The sequence below is a fragment of the Streptomyces sp. NBC_00102 genome (genome assembly GCF_026343115.1).
GTDB lineage: Bacteria > Actinomycetota > Actinomycetes > Streptomycetales > Streptomycetaceae > Streptomyces.
In genome coordinates, this window is record NZ_JAPEMC010000001.1 from 4,882,734 (window position 1) to 4,900,518 (window position 17,785).

Annotated in this window: 15 protein-coding genes and 2 tRNA genes; 12 read left to right on the forward strand and 5 right to left on the reverse strand. The window is 71.0% G+C overall.

The features are described from left to right. The first annotated feature begins 54 nt into the window (after window positions 1–54). Genes OHA55_RS21900 through OHA55_RS21910 form a run of 3 tightly spaced genes read left to right on the forward strand, consistent with a single transcriptional unit; the run spans window position 55 to window position 3,124 of the window. A complete protein-coding gene (locus OHA55_RS21900) occupies window positions 55–1,668 on the forward strand; it encodes a TerD family protein (protein WP_266708874.1) in 1,614 nt (537 codons plus the stop codon). Window positions 1,669–1,679: 11 nt separating this feature from the next. After that, on the forward strand, window positions 1,680–2,360 hold the full coding sequence (locus OHA55_RS21905) for an AIM24 family protein (protein ID WP_266708875.1): 681 nt from the start codon (window positions 1,680–1,682) through the stop codon (window positions 2,358–2,360). A gap of 17 nt (window positions 2,361–2,377) precedes the next feature. Beyond that, entirely contained in the window at window positions 2,378–3,124 is a 747-nt protein-coding gene (locus OHA55_RS21910) for an AIM24 family protein (protein WP_266708877.1), read from the forward strand. Between the two features lie 85 nt (window positions 3,125–3,209). Here OHA55_RS21910 and OHA55_RS21915 read toward each other — a convergent pair whose 3' ends face one another. Next, on the reverse strand, window positions 3,210–3,746 hold the full coding sequence (locus OHA55_RS21915) for an NUDIX hydrolase (RefSeq protein WP_266708879.1): 537 nt from the start codon (window positions 3,744–3,746) through the stop codon (window positions 3,210–3,212). Next, on the reverse strand, window positions 3,743–5,254 hold the full coding sequence (locus OHA55_RS21920) for a zinc-dependent metalloprotease (RefSeq protein WP_266708881.1): 1,512 nt from the start codon (window positions 5,252–5,254) through the stop codon (window positions 3,743–3,745). The genes OHA55_RS21915 and OHA55_RS21920 overlap by 4 nt, the downstream gene beginning before the upstream one ends. A gap of 192 nt (window positions 5,255–5,446) precedes the next feature. Here OHA55_RS21920 and OHA55_RS21925 point away from each other — a divergent pair, with 192 nt between their 5' ends. The 4 genes from OHA55_RS21925 (at window position 5,447) to OHA55_RS21940 (ending at window position 8,792) form a co-directional block, all read left to right on the forward strand. Further along, the gene (locus tag OHA55_RS21925) at window positions 5,447–6,589 is read left to right on the forward strand and encodes an SDR family oxidoreductase (protein ID WP_266708883.1); all 1,143 of its coding nucleotides are present in this window, start codon (window positions 5,447–5,449) and stop codon (window positions 6,587–6,589) included. An 87-nt stretch (window positions 6,590–6,676) separates the two neighbouring features. Continuing rightward, entirely contained in the window at window positions 6,677–7,150 is a 474-nt protein-coding gene (locus tag OHA55_RS21930) for a molybdenum cofactor biosynthesis protein MoaE (protein ID WP_266708885.1), read from the forward strand. Window positions 7,151–7,319: 169 nt separating this feature from the next. Next, window positions 7,320–7,490 carry a hypothetical protein gene (locus tag OHA55_RS21935; protein WP_266708887.1) on the forward strand — a complete coding sequence of 57 codons (171 nt, stop codon included), beginning with the start codon at window positions 7,320–7,322 and terminating at the stop codon, window positions 7,488–7,490. A gap of 213 nt (window positions 7,491–7,703) precedes the next feature. Beyond that, window positions 7,704–8,792, forward strand: coding sequence for a PDZ domain-containing protein (locus OHA55_RS21940; RefSeq protein WP_266708889.1), 1,089 nt, complete (start codon window positions 7,704–7,706; stop codon window positions 8,790–8,792). Between the two features lie 38 nt (window positions 8,793–8,830). Here OHA55_RS21940 and OHA55_RS21945 read toward each other — a convergent pair whose 3' ends face one another. Then, on the reverse strand, window positions 8,831–9,391 hold the full coding sequence (locus OHA55_RS21945) for a PPA1309 family protein (RefSeq protein ID WP_266708891.1): 561 nt from the start codon (window positions 9,389–9,391) through the stop codon (window positions 8,831–8,833). A gap of 135 nt (window positions 9,392–9,526) precedes the next feature. On the opposite strand from OHA55_RS21945, the gene OHA55_RS21950 reads away from it, so the two are divergent. The 4 genes from OHA55_RS21950 to OHA55_RS21965 all read left to right on the forward strand — a co-directional run bounded on the left by OHA55_RS21950 (window position 9,527) and on the right by OHA55_RS21965 (window position 15,077). Next, window positions 9,527–12,493 carry a UPF0182 family protein gene (locus OHA55_RS21950; protein WP_266710902.1) on the forward strand — a complete coding sequence of 989 codons (2,967 nt, stop codon included), beginning with the start codon at window positions 9,527–9,529 and terminating at the stop codon, window positions 12,491–12,493. Window positions 12,494–12,535: 42 nt separating this feature from the next. Beyond that, a tRNA-Met gene (locus tag OHA55_RS21955) sits at window positions 12,536–12,609 on the forward strand. A 207-nt stretch (window positions 12,610–12,816) separates the two neighbouring features. After that, window positions 12,817–14,907 carry a tetratricopeptide repeat protein gene (locus tag OHA55_RS21960; protein WP_266708893.1) on the forward strand — a complete coding sequence of 697 codons (2,091 nt, stop codon included), beginning with the start codon at window positions 12,817–12,819 and terminating at the stop codon, window positions 14,905–14,907. 96 nt (window positions 14,908–15,003) lie between these two features. Beyond that, window positions 15,004–15,077, forward strand: a tRNA-Met gene (locus tag OHA55_RS21965). 121 nt (window positions 15,078–15,198) lie between these two features. Here OHA55_RS21965 and OHA55_RS21970 read toward each other — a convergent pair. Next, window positions 15,199–15,621, reverse strand: coding sequence for a Fur family transcriptional regulator (locus OHA55_RS21970; RefSeq protein WP_266708895.1), 423 nt, complete (start codon window positions 15,619–15,621; stop codon window positions 15,199–15,201). Window positions 15,622–15,792: 171 nt separating this feature from the next. On the opposite strand from OHA55_RS21970, the gene OHA55_RS21975 reads away from it, so the two are divergent. Next, window positions 15,793–17,244 (forward strand): catalase, encoded by a 1,452-nt coding sequence (locus OHA55_RS21975; RefSeq protein WP_266708897.1) that lies wholly within the window; start codon window positions 15,793–15,795, stop codon window positions 17,242–17,244. A gap of 88 nt (window positions 17,245–17,332) precedes the next feature. On the opposite strand, the gene OHA55_RS21980 is transcribed toward OHA55_RS21975, so the two are convergent. Further along, entirely contained in the window at window positions 17,333–17,737 is a 405-nt protein-coding gene (locus OHA55_RS21980; protein ID WP_266708899.1) for a cyclic nucleotide-binding/CBS domain-containing protein, read from the reverse strand. Between the last annotated feature and the right edge of the window lie 48 nt (window positions 17,738–17,785).

The following is a 17,785-nucleotide window of genomic DNA, read 5'->3' on the forward strand; positions in this document are numbered from 1 at the left end:
GCGGATAGCCTGACGCGACGCATTCACATTCGGGATGGGGGACGGTCGTTACGCATGGCCAGGGAATTCCAACGCGGCCACAAGGCCAAGATCAGCGATCTCACGTCAGGGACGGATCTGTACGTAGGTGTGCAGATCGCGGGCCCGGGACTGACCTTCGACATCAGCTGCTTCGGTCTCGACGCCGATGAACAGCTGTCGGACGACCGGTATTTCATCTTCTTCAATCAGCCGAAATCGCCCGAGGAGTCCATTCAGCTGCTCGGCGCGCAGTCCGGTGACACCGAGTCGTTCCGGGTGACGTTGGATCGCATTCCGGCCGCCATCCACAAGCTGTCCTTCACCGCGACCGTCGACGGCGCCGGCCAGATGTCCCAGGTCGGCCCCGGATACATCCGGATCGTCGCGGGCGGCGAGGAAGTGGTGAGATACGCCTTCACCGGCTCCGAATTCACCACCGAACGCGCGGTGATGCTCGGGGACTTCTATCTGAAGGACGTATGGCGGTTCGCCGCGGTCGGCCAGGGGTTCGACGGCGGACTCGACGCCCTCCTGCGCAACTTCGGCGGCGAGGTCGCCGAGGAGCAGGCGCCGGCCGCCCCGCAGCAGGGTGCGCCCTCCTTCGCCCCGCCGGCCCAGGCGTCCGCGCCGCCGGCCTTCGGTGCGCCCGTCGCCCCCCAGGCGCCGCAGCCCGCACCGTCGTTCGGCGCACCGGCACCCGCTCCCGCGCAGCCGCTGCACGCGGCGCCCACGATCGCCGCCCCCCTCGCGCCGCAGGCCCCCGCCCCGTACGGCCAGCCCCCGCAGCCGCCCCAGTTCGGCCAGGTGCCCGGGCAGGCCGCGCCCCCGTACGGCCAGCAGCCCCCGGCCCAGCCGTACGGCCAGCAGCCTCCGCAGGCGTACGGACAGCCGCAGTTCGGCCAGCAGCCCCCGCAGGCGTTCGGCCAGCCGCAGGTGCCTTTCGGCCAGCAGCCCGGTGGTGTTCCGCAGGGTGCGCCGACGACCGGAGCCGGACTCGCGGTGGCGCTCCAGCCCTACAAGGAGAAGCCGACCGGCCAGCGCTGGACCCCGCAGAACCAGCAGCTCATGCGGGTCGATCTCACCCTCGGCGGCAACCCCGTGCTGGCCCGTCAGGGCAGCATGGTGATGTACCAGGGCAAGGTCGACTTCGGCTACAAGGGCGCGGGCTTCACCGGCCGGGTCGTCGGCAACGCCACCGGCCAGGAGATGCAGCTCATGCGCTGTACGGGCCGCGGGCAGGTCTTCCTCGCCGAGGAGGGCGCCCACCTGCACCCCATCGAACTCCAGGGCGACGGCATCTGCGTCTCCGCGGAGAACGTCCTCGCCTTCGACGAGTCGCTCAGTTACGAGGTCCGCAGGGTGGAGGGCCACGGCATCCCCGGCGGAGCCCTGTTCACCATGCAGTTCCAGGGCACCGGCACCGTGGTCGTCAAGACCCACGGCGTCCCGGTCGTCCTGCCGGTCACGCCGACCACCTTCGCCGACTGCAACGCCGTCGTCGCCTGGTCCTCGGCCGCCCAGGTCATCATCTCCAGCCAGGTCCGGCTGCGCCGCAACGCGTACCCCGGCCACAGCGGGGAGACCGTGAACCTCCAGTTCCGGGGAGCCCCCGGCAACTTCATCGTCGTCCAGCCCTACGAGGTCTGAGGGAGCCTGCCATGAACCAGCAACTCGCGGGCTACGCCCCGACCCCCGTCACCGCGCGGATGGAGAACCACGGCCACTCGATGCTCAAGGTGGCCATGGCCACCGGCCAGGACCTCTACGCCCGCACGGGTTCGATGGTGGCCTACGAAGGCTTCATCCAGTACGAACCCAACCCGCCCGCCGTCCGGCAGATCGCCTCCCAGTGGGTCACCGGCGAGGGCACCCCCGTCATGAAGTGCTCCGGCGACGGGCTGCTCTACCTCGCCGACTACGGCGCCGACGTCGTCGTCATCAACCTCAACAACGAGTCGATCTCGGTCAACGGCACCAACCTCCTCGCCTTCGACGCCCACCTGGGCTGGGGCGTCGAGCGGGTCAAGGGGATGGCGAAGTTCGCCGGCCAGGGCCTGTGGAACGTGGTCGTGGAAGGCACCGGATGGGTGGCCATCACCTCCCGGGGCACCCCGATCGTGGTCGACTGCGGCCGCGGCGAGGACGAGACGTACGTCGACCCGGACGCGCTCGTCGCCTGGTCGCCGAACCTCAAGATCAAGGGCAAGCGGAGCTTCAAGGCGAGCTCGCTCATCGGGCGCGGCAGCGGCGAGGCGTACCAGATGGCCTTCTCGGGCCAGGGCATCGTCGTCGTCCAGCCGAGCGAGGACAGCACCGACCGCCTCCGCGTCCGGTCCTGAAGGGAGGGAGAGACACCATGCAGAGTCCGCTTTTCGCCCACACCGAGCAGCAGTCCTCGGAGCGGTACACCGTCCAGAACCCGCAGCTGCTGCGGGTCTCCCTGACGGGATCCGACGCCGTGCTCGCCCGCAAGGGCGCCATGGTCGCCTACCAGGGGCTGATGGAGTTCGACGGCGAGTACCAGTCGAACTCCCAGCGCAACGCCCGCGCCCGCACGGGCGAGGGCCTCGACCTGATGCGCTGCACCGGCCAGGGCACCGTGTACTTCGCCAACCTCGCGCAGTACATCCACATCGTCGACGTCGACCACGCGGGGATGACGGTCGACAGCGCCTACGTCCTGGCGCTCGACTCCTCGCTGCACACCGAGGTCATCGCGGTGGACAGTCAGTACGGCATCTCCGGCACCGGCAAGTACCAGCTCAACATCACCGGCACCGGCAAGGTCGCGCTGATGACCTCCGGGCAGCCGCTGATGCTCCAGGTCACGCCGGACAAGTACGTCAACGCCGATGCCGACGCCATCGTCGCCTGGTCCAGTTCGCTCCGGGTCCAGATGCAGGCGCAGACGCACTCCTCGGGTGTCATGCGCAGGCGGGGCAACACCGGCGAGGGCTGGGAGCTGAGCTTCCTCGGCGAGGGCTTCGCGCTGGTCCAGCCCAGCGAGGTGCTGCCCCCGCAGAGCGCCCAGATCGGCCAGGGCATCCGCGGCCAGTACGGCGTCGGCTCGCAGAACCAGAACCAGAACAACGCCTGGAACTGACCCCCGCCCGAGCACGCCTCCCGCACACGCCACAGGGGCGGCCCCTCCACGACGGAAGGGGCCGCCCCTGTGGCGTACGGCCCGGTCAGAGTGCCGCGCGGGCGGACTCCAGCAGCCGGACCACCGAGGTGTCGGCGACCCGGGCCACCTCGTCGTACGCGAACCAGCGCAGGTCCAGCGATTCCTCGCTGATCCGCTGGGTGGCACCGGCCGGAGCCAGCGCGGCGTACTGCACGTCGAGGTGCCAGTGGCAGGGAGCCGGGATCGGGTGCCGGTCCAGGCGCACCGGGCCGCCGGCCAGCAGGACCAGGCCGTCCATGCCGGACTCCTCGGTGGCCTCCCGCAGCGCGGCGTCCGCGAGCGTGGCGTCCTCCGGCTCGCAGTGACCGCCCATCTGGAGCCACATGCCGAGCTTCTTGTGCAGGGTCAGCAGCACCCTGCCCGCCGACGGGTCCAGCACCAGCGCGCTGGCGGTCAGATGCCCCGCCCCGCACGCCTTCCACATTCCGTCCGGATGGGCGTCCAGATGGCCGAGGTACGTCCGGCGGAGCTCCGCCTGAGCGGCGTCACCGCCGCCCGCGTACGCCTCGAGCACGAGGGCGGCGTCGTCGTGCAGGCTCACCGGTCCGTGTCGCCCTTCGGGCCGGAGCCGTCCCGGCCGTCGTCCTCGGTCCCGGGGGTGTCCTCGGACGTCGGGTTCTCCGCCGGCGTGTCCTCGGGGGCGGAGTCCTTGGACAGCGGGTCCTTCGACCGCGGGGCCTGGGACGCACTGCCGCTCGCGGCCTCGCCGAGCATCCTGTCGAGCTCGGAGAAGTCCAGCTGCTCGTGGTGGACGAAGCCGTCCGGGTCGTCCAGGTCCTGGGCGGTCGGCAGCATGTCCGGGTGCTCCCAGAGAGCGTCACGGCCCTCCAGGCCCCGGGCGTCGGTGAGCGAGGCCCACAGGCGCGAGGCGTCCCGCAGCCGGCGCGGGCGCAGCTTCAGCCCGATCAGCGTGGCGAAGGTCTGCTCCGCGGGACCACCGGAGGCGCGGCGCCGGCGCATCGTCTCGCGCAGCGCGTCCGCGGAACCCAGACGGGGCTTCGCGGCCTCGTGGACCACCGCGTCGACCCAGCCCTCGACCAGCGCGAGCGCCGTCTCCAGACGGGCCAGCGAGGCCTTCTGCTCCGGGGTGTCCTCCGGCTGGAACATGCCCTGCTGAAGGGCGTCCTGGATCTGCTGGGGCTCAGAGGGGTCGAACTGGCCGACGACGTCCTCCAGCTTGGAGGTGTCGACCTTGATGCCGCGCGCGTACGACTCGACCGCGCCGTACAGGTGCGAGCGCAGCCACGGGACGTGCGCGAAGAGACGCTGGTGGGCGGCCTCGCGCAGGGCGAGGTAGAGCCGCACCTCCTCCAGCGGGACGCTCAGGTCCTTGCCGAGGCGCTCGACGTTCAGCGGGAGCAGCGCCGCCTTGCCCGCCGGGCCGAGGGGGAGACCGATGTCGGTGGAACCGACGACCTCGCCCGCGAGGACGCCCACCGCCTGCCCGATCTGCTGGCCGAACATGGCGCCGCCCATCGACCGCATCATGCCGATCAGCGGGCCGGCCATCGCCTGCATCTCCTCGGGCAGTACCTCACCCATGGCCATGCCCACCCGCTCGGCGACCGGGTCGACCAGCTGCTGCCACGCCGGGAGGGACGCCTCGACCCACTCCGCGCGGCTCCACGCCACGGTGGTGACCGCGCCGGAGGGCAGCGAGGTGACACCGTCCAGCCAGTGGTCGGCCAGCCGCAGGGCCTCGTCGACGGCCGCCCGCTCGGCGGGTCCGACGCTCGCGTCCTTGCTGCCGTCCTGGGTGCCCTGCGAGACCGTCTGGCGGGCGATCTGCTTGGCCATGTCCCAGTTCACCGGGCCGCCCTCGTAGCTCAGCATCTGGCCGAGCTGCTGGAAGGCGGCGCCCAGGTCGTTCGGGTTCATCGAACCGAACATGGCCGCGAACGGGTTGTCCCCGGCGGCACCGGGACCGAAGCCGAACGGGTTCGCCGGTCCGCTCTGACCCTGCCCACCTTCGATGGGGTCCTTCTTCTTGCCGTCGCCGTTCTCCGGCTCCTCCGGCGGAAGGCCGAATCCGAATGGGGTGTCACTCACGGGTTTCCTCGGCTCGTAGGGCCGCCGGCTGGAACCGGCGGCGATGCCCGGCTTGTCACCATCCAGCGTAGACACCCGCTCCGGCTCAGGGGCTCAGTGCTCCGCCGGGACGCGGGCTGCGGCAGGATGGACGCCACCAGGTACGCACGCCTCACTCGGGTACGTACTGAAGACAACCGCTGGAGACGCCTGGTGAGTTCCCCAGATCCTCAGGTTCGCGGAGCGCGAAACCTGAACGACCCCACGACCGAGAAGAAGCCCGCGAAAAACATTTCCGGGAAGCGGGGCCCCGTCGTCGCGGTCACCGGCGCGGCGACCGGAGTGGGAGCGAGGCTCACCGCGCACCTCGCCGCGTCGGACGAGATCGGGCGGGTCGTCGCCATCGACGAGCGGCGCGCGGACGTACCCGGGGTGACCTGGCACGTCCTCGACGTGCGGGACCCCGCCATCGCCGAGAAACTGCGGGGCGCGGACGTCGTGGTACACCTCGCCGTCGACCTCGATCTGGAGACCGACCCGGCGGCCCGCACCGCGTACAACGTGCGCGGCACTCAGACCGTGCTGACCGCCGCCGCGGCCGTGGGCGTCCACCGGGTCGTGCTCTGCACCTCCGCGATGGTCTACGGAGCCTTGCCGGACAACGACATCCCCCTCTCCGAGGACGCCGAACTGCGGGCCACCGCCGAGGCCACCGGGGTCGGCGACCTGCTGGAGATCGAACGCCTGGGCCGCCGCGCCCCGCGCGCCCACCCCGGCCTGAACGTCACCGTCGTCCGCCCGGCCGTCCTGGTCGGCGGTACGGACACCGCGCTCACCCGCTACTTCGAGTCGCCCCGCCTCCTCGTGGTGGCCGGATCGCGGCCGACCTGGCAGTTCTGCCATGTCGAGGACCTGGTCAGCGCGCTGGAGTACGCGGCGCTGGAATTGATCGACGGGGAGTTCGCCGTCGGCTGCGACGGCTGGCTGGAGCAGGAGCAGGTCGAGGAGCTCAGCGGGGTACGCCGGATGGAGCTGCCCTCGGCGGTCGCGCTGGGCGCCGCCGCCCGGCTGCACCGGATCGGGCTGACCCCCTCCCCGGCCGGCGACCTCGCCTACACGATGCACCCCTGGGTGGTCAGCGTGGGCCGGCTGCACGACGCGGGCTGGCGGCCGCGCTGGACCAACGAGGAGGTGCTGGCCGCACTCCTCGAAGAGGTGGAGGGCCGCCACACCCTGGCCGGCCGCCGGCTCGGCCGCAAGGACGCCACCGCGGCGGGCGCCGCCGGGGCGACGGTCGCGCTGCTCGGCACGGCCGCCCTGGTCCGCCGCGCCCGCAAGGCCCGCCGCCGGATCTGACCCCGGCGGCCCCTCGGCCGCGCCCGCCGTCCCGCGCGGGGGAACACCTGTTTCCGCCGCGGCTCCGTCGTACGGCACCATGGCCCCATGGCATCCCTTCACGACCACCGCGGCGACCACCCCGGCGAGCGGGCCGCGGCCGACCCCGTCCGGCTGCTGGCGATCCGCGAGACCCCGCTCTCCGTCGACGAGGTCTTCCGGGCGGTGGGGGACGACGCGGCCGGAGGGATCGCGCTCTTCGTCGGCACGGTGCGCAACCACGACGGTGGCCAGGACGTCGGGGCGCTCGGCTACTCCTGCCATCCGTCCGCCGAGGACGAGCTGCGCAGGGTCGCCGAGAAGGTCGTCGCGGACTACCCGGTCCGCGCCCTCGCCGCCGTCCATCGGGTGGGTGAACTGGACGTGGGCGATCTGGCGGTGGTGGTGGCCGTCGCCTGCCCGCACCGCGCGGAGGCGTTCGAGGCCTGCCGGAAGCTGATCGACGACCTCAAGCATGAGGTGCCGATCTGGAAACACCAGCGGTTCCTGGACGGCACCGAGGAGTGGGTCGGCGCCTGCTGACCCCACCGGGCCCGCCCGTACGACCGGTCCGCTCCCTCGGCGCCGCAAACCGTACGGGCACCGATCAGGCCCGATTTGCGTAACCGCCCCCCTGCCAGCAGCGTTGGTCCTGCCGCTGGTTAATCTGCAGACCGTCAGTTGCGGTCGCTCATGGGGTAGGGAGGTCGTAGTGGCTGCTCTCGCATGGCTCTTGATTCCGCTTTTCGCCGCTCTCGGCGCGGCGATATGGGGAGGCTGGGCCGCACGTAATCGCACGACCGGCGATGTCACCGAACTCGCCGGGTACGCCCGGTTCCGGGAAGCGATGGAGAGATCGCACTCCGGTTCCGACGCCGTCTGACGTACGACGGTGACCAGAGGGACCGCGTCAGCCGTACGCGATCGCCAATCCGGCGTCGCCCCGCGACGCCCCCGCTCCCCCCCCGCGCACCTCCGGCGCGCTTCCCGCGCCACGGGCCGGCGGCGGGCCTCCGATTCCCCGGCCCGTCCCCGTCGATCTCGTACGGACCGGCCCCGGCGGTGCACTGACAGGTGCTTCCCGTACTGTCGTTCCATGCCACGCCGCACCGCGACGATGCTCGCCTCGACTCTCATCTTCATCGCGCTTATCTGTGTGGGCGTGCTGCTTCCCGTTCCGTACGCGGAGATGTCCCCCGGGCCGACGGTCAACACGCTGGGCGACGCGAACGGCGATCCGGTGCTCAAGATCTCCGGTCGCAAGACGTACCCGACGTCCGGGCATCTCAACATGACGACGGTCCGCGTCACCGGTGCGGACTACAACATGAACCTGGTCGAGGCCGTGTACGGCTGGCTGGCCCACGACAGCGTGATCGTGCCGCACGACACCCTCTACCCGGACGGGAAGACCGAGGAGCAGTCGACGCAGGAGAACGCCGAGGAGTTCAGCCAGTCCCAGGAGAGCGCCAAGGTCGCCGCCCTGAAGGAACTGGGCATCCCGGTGAGTTCGCGCGTCATCGTGTCGACCGTCGTGAAGGGCGGGGCGGCCGAGGGCAAGCTCCACGCGGGCGACGTGATCGAGTCGGTGGACGGGACCGCGGTGAAGGATCCGGCGGACGTCGCGAAACTGGTGAGCAAGCGCGACGCCGGCCAGGACGTGACGTTCACGGTCGTCCCGGCCGAGAAGGCCGCCGCGGCCGAGAAGGCCGGGAAGGACCCCGAGGGCACCCAGGACGTCACCCTCACCACCCGCAAGGCGGACGACGACGGCCGCGCGATCGTCGGCATCCAGGCGGGGACCGACCACACCTTCCCGTTCGAGATCGACATCAACCTCGCCGACGTCGGGGGCCCGAGCGCCGGGCTGATGTTCTCGCTCGGCATCGTCGACAAGCTCACGCCCGGTCAGCTCACCGGCGGGAAGTTCGTCGCGGGCACCGGCACCATCGACGACGACGGCACCGTCGGCCCGATCGGCGGCATCAACATGAAGCTGATCGGCGCCCGGAACGCCGGGGCGAGGTACTTCCTCACCCCCGACGAGAACTGCGCCGCCGCCGCGGCCGACACCCCGTCCGGTCTCACCCTGGTCCGGGTCAAGAAGATCAGCGACGCCAAGGAGTCCCTGGACAAGATCCGCACCGGCGACACGGCCGCCCTGCCGAGCTGCTCGAAGAGCTGACGTCCGGAGCCCCGCACCGCGGGGCCCCGGACGGGGTTTCAGGACTCGAAGGTCGCGGCCAGCGCGTCGGCCAGCCCCGGGACGAGCGTGGGGCCGGTGAGGACCTCGCTGGCGGAGTCCTTCTCCCGCAGCCGGATCGCCGACTCCCGCTTGCCGTTGCGCAGCACGGCCACGGTCATCCGGACCTCCTGCCGCTCCGGGTGCGCGGCCACCCACGCGGTCAGCTTCTTGCCGCTGAGCCCTTCGGGTACGGAGGCTTCGGCGGACGGCGGCAGCATGAGCCGCTCGACCGTCAGCGCGCACCCCGCCACCCCGGCCGGCCAGGCGATCGTGGCGAGGAACTCGTCCAGCGGCTTGCTCTCGGGGATCTCCTCCTGTTCGACGGGGGTGAAGGCGGCGGGCGCCTTACCGTCCGCGCCGAGCCCGAGCTGGCGGGCGAGGCCCGGCTCCTGGACGCGCAGGCTGGCGGTGTCGACGAGGGCGAAAAGGCGGGCGGGGCGGTCCCATCCGAGACCGGCGGCGTACTCGTCGATTTCGAGCACCGCGACGGTCAGGGGACTCGCGGCCATCGGAGGACCTGAGGAAGAAACGTTGGGCATACCAATATCCTGCCTCTTTTCGCACCGGGAGCGGGAACTAGGTAAAGCCTCCGTAAGTTGCAAGGGAGGGCTCTACGATCGCGGAGCCCGTTCCACACGACCCCGAAGTACGAGGTGCGCACGTTGGCTTTCCAGATGCCGGACCGCGGCGGAGGCCCGACCGGGCCACGGATCAGAGTCGGCCGCCCGTCACGGCGTGCCCGTACCCTTCTCATGACGCTCGGCGTTCTCGCGGCGCTCGGTATGGCGTTCATCATGTTCGCCGGGTTCTGGACCGACTGGCTCTGGTACCGCTCGGTGTCGTACTCGTCGGTCTTCACCACCACGCTGTGGACGAAGATCGGCCTGTTCCTCGTCTTCGGGCTGCTGATGGCGCTCGCCGTCGGCCTCAACGTCTGGCTCGCCCACCGGCTCCGGCCGCCGCTGAGCGCGATGTCGCTGGAGCAGCAGAGCCTGGACCGCTACCGCATGGGTGTCGCCCCGTTCAAGAAGTGGGTGCTCCTCGCGGTCACCGCGCTCGTCGGGCTGATCTCCGGGGCCTCCGCCTCGGGCCAGTGGCGCACCTGGCTGATGTACGTCAACGGCGTCTCCTTCGGGCAGAAGGACCCCCAGTTCCACCTGGACGTCTCCTTCTACGCCTTCGACCTGCCGTGGTACCGCTTCCTGCTCGGCTTCGGCTTCGCCGCGGTCGTGCTGTCGCTCATCGCCGCGGCACTGACGCACTACCTCTACGGCGGCCTGCGGATCACCAGCCCCGGCGCCCGCGCGACCGGCGCGGCCACCGGGCACCTCTCGGTGCTCCTCGGCGTCTTCGTCGCGCTGAAGGCCGTGGCGTACTGGCTCGACCGGTACGGACTGGCCGTGAAGTCCAGTGACTTCAAGGCCACCGACAACTGGACCGGCCTGCGGTACGTCGATGCCAACGCCTACCTTCCGGCGAAGACGATCCTGTTCTGCATCGCCGTCATCTGCGCGGTGCTGTTCTTCGCGACGCTCTGGCGCCGCACCTGGCAGCTCCCGGTGATCGGCTTCGGGCTGATGGTCCTCTCGGCCATCCTGATCGGCGGGCTCTACCCGGCGATCGTCCAGAAGTTCCAGGTCCAGCCGAACGAGCAGGCCAAGGAAGCCCCGTTCATCCAGAAGAACATCAAGGCGACCCGCGAGGCGTACGACATCGACGACGCACAGGTCGACGACTACGCCGGCAAGAGCACGGAGACCGAGGGCGCCGCGCTGCGCACCCAGGCCGACGCCGCCGCGAGTTACCGCGTGATGGACCCCAACGTCGTCTCCCCGGCGTTCCAGCAGCTCCAGCAGAAGCGGAACTACTACCAGTTCCCGGCGACGCTGGACGTGGACCGCTACGAAGAGGACGGCAAGGAGCAGGACACCGTCGTCGGACTGCGCGAGCTCAACCTCGCGGGCCTGCCCAAGCGGAACTGGATCAACGACCACTTCACGTACACCCACGGCTACGGCGTCATCGCGGCCCAGGGCACCAGCACGGGCACCAACCCCGTCGGCTCCCCGGACTTCACCGAGTCCGGACTGCCGACGACGGGGAAGCTCGGCGAGTACGAGCAGCGGATCTACTACGGCGAGAAGACGCAGCAGTACTCCATCGTCGGCGGGCCCCAGAAGGAGCTCGACTACGAGGACGACGGCGAGAAGACCACGAGTTACAAGGGTGACAGCGGGGTCAGCCTCGCCAGCGCCTTCAACCGTGCCGCGTACGCGGTCTCGTTCAGCGAGCCGCAGATCCTCTACTCGGGGGCCATCGGCGACGGCTCGCGGATCCTCTACAACCGCACGCCCAAGGAGCGCGTCGAGGCGGTCGCCCCGTGGCTGACCATCGACGGCGACGCCTACCCGGCGGTCGTCAACCACCGGATCGAGTGGATCGTCGACGCGTACACCACGACGAACGGCTACCCGTACGCCTCCCGTACGACGCTCGGCGACACCACGGCCGACTCGCTGACGACCAACCAGCGCGCGGTCGTCGCCCAGCAGAACCAGGTCAACTACATCCGCAACTCGGTGAAGGCCACCGTCGACGCGTACGACGGCACCGTCACGCTCTACGAGTGGGACACGAAGGACCCGGTCCTCAAGACCTGGCGCAAGGCGTTCCCCGGGACGGTCAAGGACAGGTCCGCCATCCCGCAGGAGCTCATGGACCACCTGCGGTACCCGCAGGACCTCTTCAAGGTCCAGCGCGAGCTGCTGACCCGCTACCACGTCACCAACCCCGCGCAGTTCTACAGCGGCAGTGACGCGTGGCAGGTGCCGGACGACCCGACCAACAAGGAACCGGGCTCCGTTCCGCCGTACTACCTCTCCATGAAGATGCCGGACCAGGATCAGCAGACGTTCTCGCTGACCACGACGTTCACACCGAGAGGCCGCCCCGACCTCGGGGCGTTCATGGCGGTGGACGCCGACGCGGCCAGCGACGACTACGGAACGATCAGACTCCTCAGAGTCACCAACACGGTGAAGGGACCCGGGCAGGTACAGAGCGAGCTCAACGGCAACGACGACGTCGCCGAGTTCGTGAGAAACCTCAAGGGCACCGACTCGGACATCGAGTACGGAAACCTCCTCACCGTGCCCCTGGACGGCGGGTTCCTCTACGTCGAGCCGGTCTACACGCGCGGTGGCAACCAGAACTACCCGCTGCTGCGCAAGGTGGCCGCCTCGTTCGGATCGAAGATCGTCTTCGAGAACAGTCTCGGAGAGGCGCTGAACGCGGTCTTCAATGTGGACGGCGGCACCACCCAGCCGACCGAGCCCACCGAGCCGACGAAGCCCACCGAGCCGACCCAGCCGCCGGCCACCGGTGACGCGGCGCTCAAGGCGGCCATCGCGGACGCCCAGAAGGCGTACGACGCCAGCGAGGAGGCGCTCCGGAAGCCGGACTGGGATGCCTACGGCAAGGCCCAGGAAGACCTCCAGGACGCCCTGAAGCGGGCTGCCGAGGCCCAGTCCGGGGCGGGCGGCTCGAAGGCCGCCGACCCGGGCACGGGCTCAGGCTCCGCCGGCAGCACGGACAAGGACACCGCCGCTCCGGCGGAGGGGGCCTCCGACCAGGGCAGCTGAGAAAGCCCACCCCCGCGTCGTGGTACTGTTTGAACACAACGACGCGGGGTGGAGCAGCTCGGTAGCTCGCTGGGCTCATAACCCAGAGGTCGCAGGTTCAAATCCTGTCCCCGCTACTGAAAGACGAAGGCCCGGATCCACTGGATCCGGGCCTTCGTCATGTCATGGCGTCCGCAGGGGGTGGGCGTGAAGTGCGGTTCGCGGGGCACCAGTTGCCCGGGGCCGTGTTTGACTTGTCTCTCTGTGGGCATGTCGACAAAACGCTGAAGTGACCTCACTGTCCGCGATATACCAGGTGTACGCGGGTTACAGGTGGTGCGACGATGGTATTTATGGGGGACAGGGCAACTCTGTTGGAGACAGGGCGGTTTGTGCAACGGCGGACACGGGGCCCGGAGCGGGCGCCGGCCGCGGCGTCGGCCGCGGTCACCGACGGGGCGGCGGGAACCGCCGAGCAGGCCGTGACCAGCGACGACTCCACCACCGGGGCCACCGGGACGACGGGGGTCACGGTCACGCCAGGCAACCCAGGTAACACCGAGACCGCCGCCGGGCCCTCGTACACGGCAGACATGACCGCCGCCGGGGTCTCCGAGGCCGCCGAGACGCCCGAGACCTCCGAGGACGTCGAGCGCCACCGCCGTGCCGCCGACGCGGGCGACACCGCCGCGATGAGCGTCGTCGGAGCCCTGCTGCTGCGCCGGGGCGAACTCGACGCCGCCGAACCCTATCTGCGCGGGGCAACCGCCGACGGCGACCGGGCCGCCGCCAACAACCTCGGCGTCCTGCTCCACCAGCGCGGCTACCCGGACGAGGCGGCCGGCTGGTGGCGCATCGCGGCCGTCGCGGGCTCCGCCTCCGCCGCGCACGCGCTCGGCCGGCACCTGCGCGAGCGGGGCGACGAGCCGGGCGCCGAGTACTGGCTGCGCCAGTCCGCCGAACAGGGCCACGCGCTGGGCGCCTACGCCCTCGCGGACCTGCTGGAGCACCGCAGCGACGTCGGCGCCGAGCGCTGGCTGCGCGCCGCCGCCGAACAGGGGCACCGGGAGGCCGCGTACCGGCTGGCCAGGACGATCGAACGCAACGCCGTCGAGGACCCGCACCAGGCCTTCGGGCTCGGGCGGGCGCCCGTCGAAGCCGTCGAGCCCCCGGTGAACGCCGCCGGCGCACCCGGCGACGGCCCGGTCGCGGGTCCCGCCGAGGGCCGGGTCGGCGAGGCCGAACAGTGGTACCGGCAGGCGGCGGCCCGGGGCCACCGCCGTGCGGCGCTGCACCTCGGCGCCATCCTGGAGCGGCGCGGCGAGCTCAAGGAGGCCGGGCGCTGGTACCTCACCTCCGCGCGGGCCGGTGAGGCCCGGGCGGCCTGCGCCCTGGCCTTCCTGCTGCGGGACGTCGGCGACGTGGAGAGCGCCGCCGTGTGGTGGCTCCGCGCCGCCCAGGAGGGCGACGGCAACGCCGCCAACGCGCTCGGCGCTCTGCACGCCGACCGGGGCGAGCCGCAGACCGCCGAGCGGTGGTACCGGGCCGCCCTGGACGCGGGCGACGTGAACGGCGCGTACAACCTCGGCCTGCTCTGCGCCGCCCAGGACCGCACCCCGCAGGCCGAGCAGTGGTACCGCCGGGCCGCCTACGCGGGCCACCGCGAGGCGTCCAACGCGCTCGCCGTACTGCTCCTCCAGGCCGGCGACGCGACCGGGGCCGAACCCTGGTTCTCCAAGGCCGCCGAGGCGGGCAGCGTGGACGCCGCCTTCAACCTCGGCATCCTGCACGCCGGCCGGGACGAGGAACTCGCGGCACTGGGCTGGTACAAACGCGCGGCATCCGCCGGGCACACCGACGCGGCGCTCCAGGTCGCCATGGCGCTGCTGCGCCAGGGCGACGACCAGGAGGCCGAACGCCATCTGCGTACCGCCGCCGGCGGGGGCAGCGCCGAGGCCGCCTTCCGGCTGGCCGGGGTCCTCGACGCGCGGCGCCCGCCGCGCGCGACGCCGGTCCTCGGCGAGCCGATGCCGGAGAAGACCGAGTGCGAGGAGTGGTACGAGCGCGCCGCCGAGCAGGGGCACCGCCGCGCCCAGGTCCGGGTCGGCATGCTCTGCGCCGCGCGCGGCGACGTGGAGAACGCCGCGCGCTGGTACCGCGAGGCCGCCGAGGCGGGCAGCCGCAACGGCGCCTTCAACCTCGGGCTGCTGCTGGCCCGCGAGGGCAGCGAGCGCGAGGCGGCCCTGTGGTGGAGCCGCGCCGCCAACGACGGCCACGGCCGGGCGGCGCTCCGCCTCGCGCTGCTCGCCGCGCGCCGGGGCGAGCTCACCGAGGGGCAGCGCTGGTGTGCCCGTGCGGTCGAGCTGGGCCCGGCCGAGGTCGCCGAGCGCGCCGCCCGCCTCCAGGAGGCGCTGCACCAGGAGCTCACGGCCTGAGCGGGCGGCCCCCTGCGGCCCGTCAGGGCCTGCTGGGGCCGCCCGTTGAATGGATTTGCCACGGCCGACCGAGTGACGTAATGTTGCATTCAACGGCGCGGGGTGGAGCAGCTCGGTAGCTCGCTGGGCTCATAACCCAGAGGTCGCAGGTTCAAATCCTGTCCCCGCTACTAAAGAAGAAGGCCCGGATCCCATGGATCCGGGCCTTCTTCGTGTGGCGTACGCGCGTGCGCCCACACCGACGACCGGCACGGTGAGGAACCCCGGCCGGTCGTGGTGCGGGCGCGGGGGTCAGACGGTCGTCGACGCGCAGTTCGGGCAGAGCCCGCGGTACGTCACCTCGACGCCCGACACCGTGAAGCCGAAGCGCTCCTCGGCGGGCAGGTCGGCCAGCGGATTGCCGGTGGGGTGGACGTCGCGGATGGCGCCGCAGTTCGCGCAGACCAAGTGGTGGTGCGGACGGCGGGCGTTCGGGTCGTACCGCTTGGCGCGGCGGTCCGTGGAGACCTCCAGCACCTCGCCCAGCGACACCATCTCGCCCAGGGTGTTGTAGACGGTGGCCCGCGAGATCTCGGGCAGCCGGTCCACGGCCCGCGCGTGCACTTCGTCGGCGGTCAGGTGCACGTGTTCGCCGTCGAGGACCTCGGCGACCACGCGGCGCTGCGCCGTCATGCGCCAGCCGCGTCCTCGGAGTCGTTCCAGCAGGTCACTCATGGCACCAGCCTAACAGTGGCCGGAAGCAAGTCCTGAACAGATGTGACTTTAGATGTTTGCTTGACTTGGACAAAGTCCATCGTAGGATCGGACTCGGCACAAGCCAAGGGAACGACCGTGCGCGCCGCCGGGAGACGGCGGGCGCGCGGCGCACATACGCAGGAGGCGCACGTGACGCAGGGACCGCTCACCACGCAGGCCGGGGCTCCGGTCGCCGACAACCAGAACAGTGAGACGGCGGGCGCCGGCGGTCCGGTTCTCGTACAGGACCAGGCGTTGCTGGAGAAGCTCGCCCACTTCAACCGGGAGCGCATCCCGGAGCGCGTGGTGCACGCCCGCGGCGCCGGTGCGTACGGCACCTTCACGCTGACCCGCGACGTCTCGCAGTGGACGCGCGCCGCGTTCCTCTCCGAGGTCGGCAAGCAGACGGAGACCTTCCTCCGCTTCTCGACCGTCGCCGGGAACCTCGGCTCCGCCGACGCCGTGCGTGACCCCCGTGGCTTCGCGCTGAAGTTCTACACCGAGGAGGGCAACTACGACCTCGTCGGCAACAACACCCCGGTGTTCTTCATCCGGGACGCCATCAAGTTCCCCGACTTCATCCACACCCAGAAGCGCGACCCGTACACCGGCTCGCAGGAGGCGGACAACGTGTGGGACTTCTGGGGCCTGTCACCCGAGTCGACCCACCAGGTCACCTGGCTCTTCGGCGACCGCGGCATACCCGCAACGCTGCGCCACATGAACGGCTACGGCTCGCACACGTACCAGTGGAACAACGAGGCCGGCGAGGTCTTCTGGGTCAAGTACCACTTCAAGACCGACCAGGGCATCAAGAACCTCACCACCGACGAGGCCAACCGCCTCTCCGGCGTGGACCCGGACAGCCACCAGCGCGACCTGCGCGAGTCCATCGAGCGCGGCGACTTCCCGTCCTGGACCGTGCAGGTGCAGATCATGCCCGCGGCCGACGCGGCGACCTACCGCTTCAACCCGTTCGACCTCACCAAGGTGTGGCCGCACGAGGACTACCCGCCGGTCGAGATCGGGAAGCTGGAGCTCAACCGCAACCCGGAGAACATCTTCGCCGAGGTCGAGCAGTCCATCTTCAGCCCGGCGCACTTCGTGCCCGGCATCGGCCCGTCCCCGGACAAGATGCTCCAGGGCCGCCTCTTCGCGTACGGCGACGCCCACCGCTACCGCGTCGGCATCAACGCCGACCACCTGCCGGTGAACCGCCCGCACGCCACCGAGGCGCGGACCAACAGCCGTGACGGCCACCTCTACGACGGCCGTCACGCCGGTTCGAAGAACTACGAGCCGAACAGCTTCGGCGGTCCGGCCCAGACGGGCCGGCCGCTCTGGCAGCCCACCCCGGTCGACGGCGTCACCGGCAACCACGTGACGCCGGTCCACGCCGAGGACGACGACTTCGTGCAGGCGGGCAACCTCTACCGGCTGCTCTCCGAGGACGAGAAGGAGCGCCTGGTCGAGAACCTCGCCCAGTTCATCGCCAAGGTCTCGCGCGAGGACATCGCCGAGCGCGCGGTGGACAACTTCCGCCGGGCCGACGGCGACTTCGGCAAGCGGCTGGAGGAAGCGGTGCGGGCCCGGCGCGCCTGACCGCCCGATCGCGTACACGAGGACGGGCCGGACACCACACGCGTGGTGTCCGGCCCGTCCCGCTGTTCCGGCGCCCCGGAGGCTCGGGTCAGCCGGCCAGCTCGACCGGGTGCCGGCGGCGCACCGGAGCCCAGCAGCGGATGATGTCGCGGACCGAGACCAGGCCCACCGGGCCGTCGTCGTTCAGCACGATCAGGTGCCGGAACCCGCCGTGGGTCATGGCCTCGGCGGCCTCTTCCAGGGTCCAGGTGGGGGCGGCGAAGACCACGTCCGTGGTGGTGTGGCCGGACACGGCCTCCCGGTCGGGGTCCTGGCCGAGTCCTACGGCGTCGAGGATGTCGCGTTCGGTGATGATGCCGAATCCGCACGTGTCCGGATCGTGGACGACGGCGGCTCCGACGCGGCGGGCCGACATGAGCGCGGCTGCCTGGCGGAGTGTGTGGGTGGGGCCGATGGTGAGCACCACGGTGGTCATGGCGTCTCGGACCAGCATGAGGGGGCACCTCCTTGGCGGACCGGCCGAAAGTGAGCCGATTCACAA

What these genes read in the sequence shown, in the direction of transcription:
- OHA55_RS21970 (WP_266708895.1), bottom strand. Translation starts at nt 15,621, where the DNA reads ATGAGTGACCTGCTGGAACGACTCCGAGGACGCGGCTGGCGCATGACG.
- OHA55_RS21900 (WP_266708874.1), top strand. Translation starts at nt 55, where the DNA reads ATGGCCAGGGAATTCCAACGCGGCCACAAGGCCAAGATCAGCGATCTC.
- OHA55_RS21905 (WP_266708875.1), top strand. Translation starts at nt 1,680, where the DNA reads ATGAACCAGCAACTCGCGGGCTACGCCCCGACCCCCGTCACCGCGCGG.
- OHA55_RS21950 (WP_266710902.1), top strand. Translation starts at nt 9,527, where the DNA reads ATGCCGGACCGCGGCGGAGGCCCGACCGGGCCACGGATCAGAGTCGGC.
- OHA55_RS21980 (WP_266708899.1), bottom strand. Translation starts at nt 17,737, where the DNA reads ATGCTGGTCCGAGACGCCATGACCACCGTGGTGCTCACCATCGGCCCC.
- OHA55_RS21945 (WP_266708891.1), bottom strand. Translation starts at nt 9,391, where the DNA reads ATGCCCAACGTTTCTTCCTCAGGTCCTCCGATGGCCGCGAGTCCCCTG.
- OHA55_RS21940 (WP_266708889.1), top strand. Translation starts at nt 7,704, where the DNA reads ATGCCACGCCGCACCGCGACGATGCTCGCCTCGACTCTCATCTTCATC.
- OHA55_RS21910 (WP_266708877.1), top strand. Translation starts at nt 2,378, where the DNA reads ATGCAGAGTCCGCTTTTCGCCCACACCGAGCAGCAGTCCTCGGAGCGG.
- OHA55_RS21930 (WP_266708885.1), top strand. Translation starts at nt 6,677, where the DNA reads ATGGCATCCCTTCACGACCACCGCGGCGACCACCCCGGCGAGCGGGCC.
- OHA55_RS21960 (WP_266708893.1), top strand. Translation starts at nt 12,817, where the DNA reads ATGGTATTTATGGGGGACAGGGCAACTCTGTTGGAGACAGGGCGGTTT.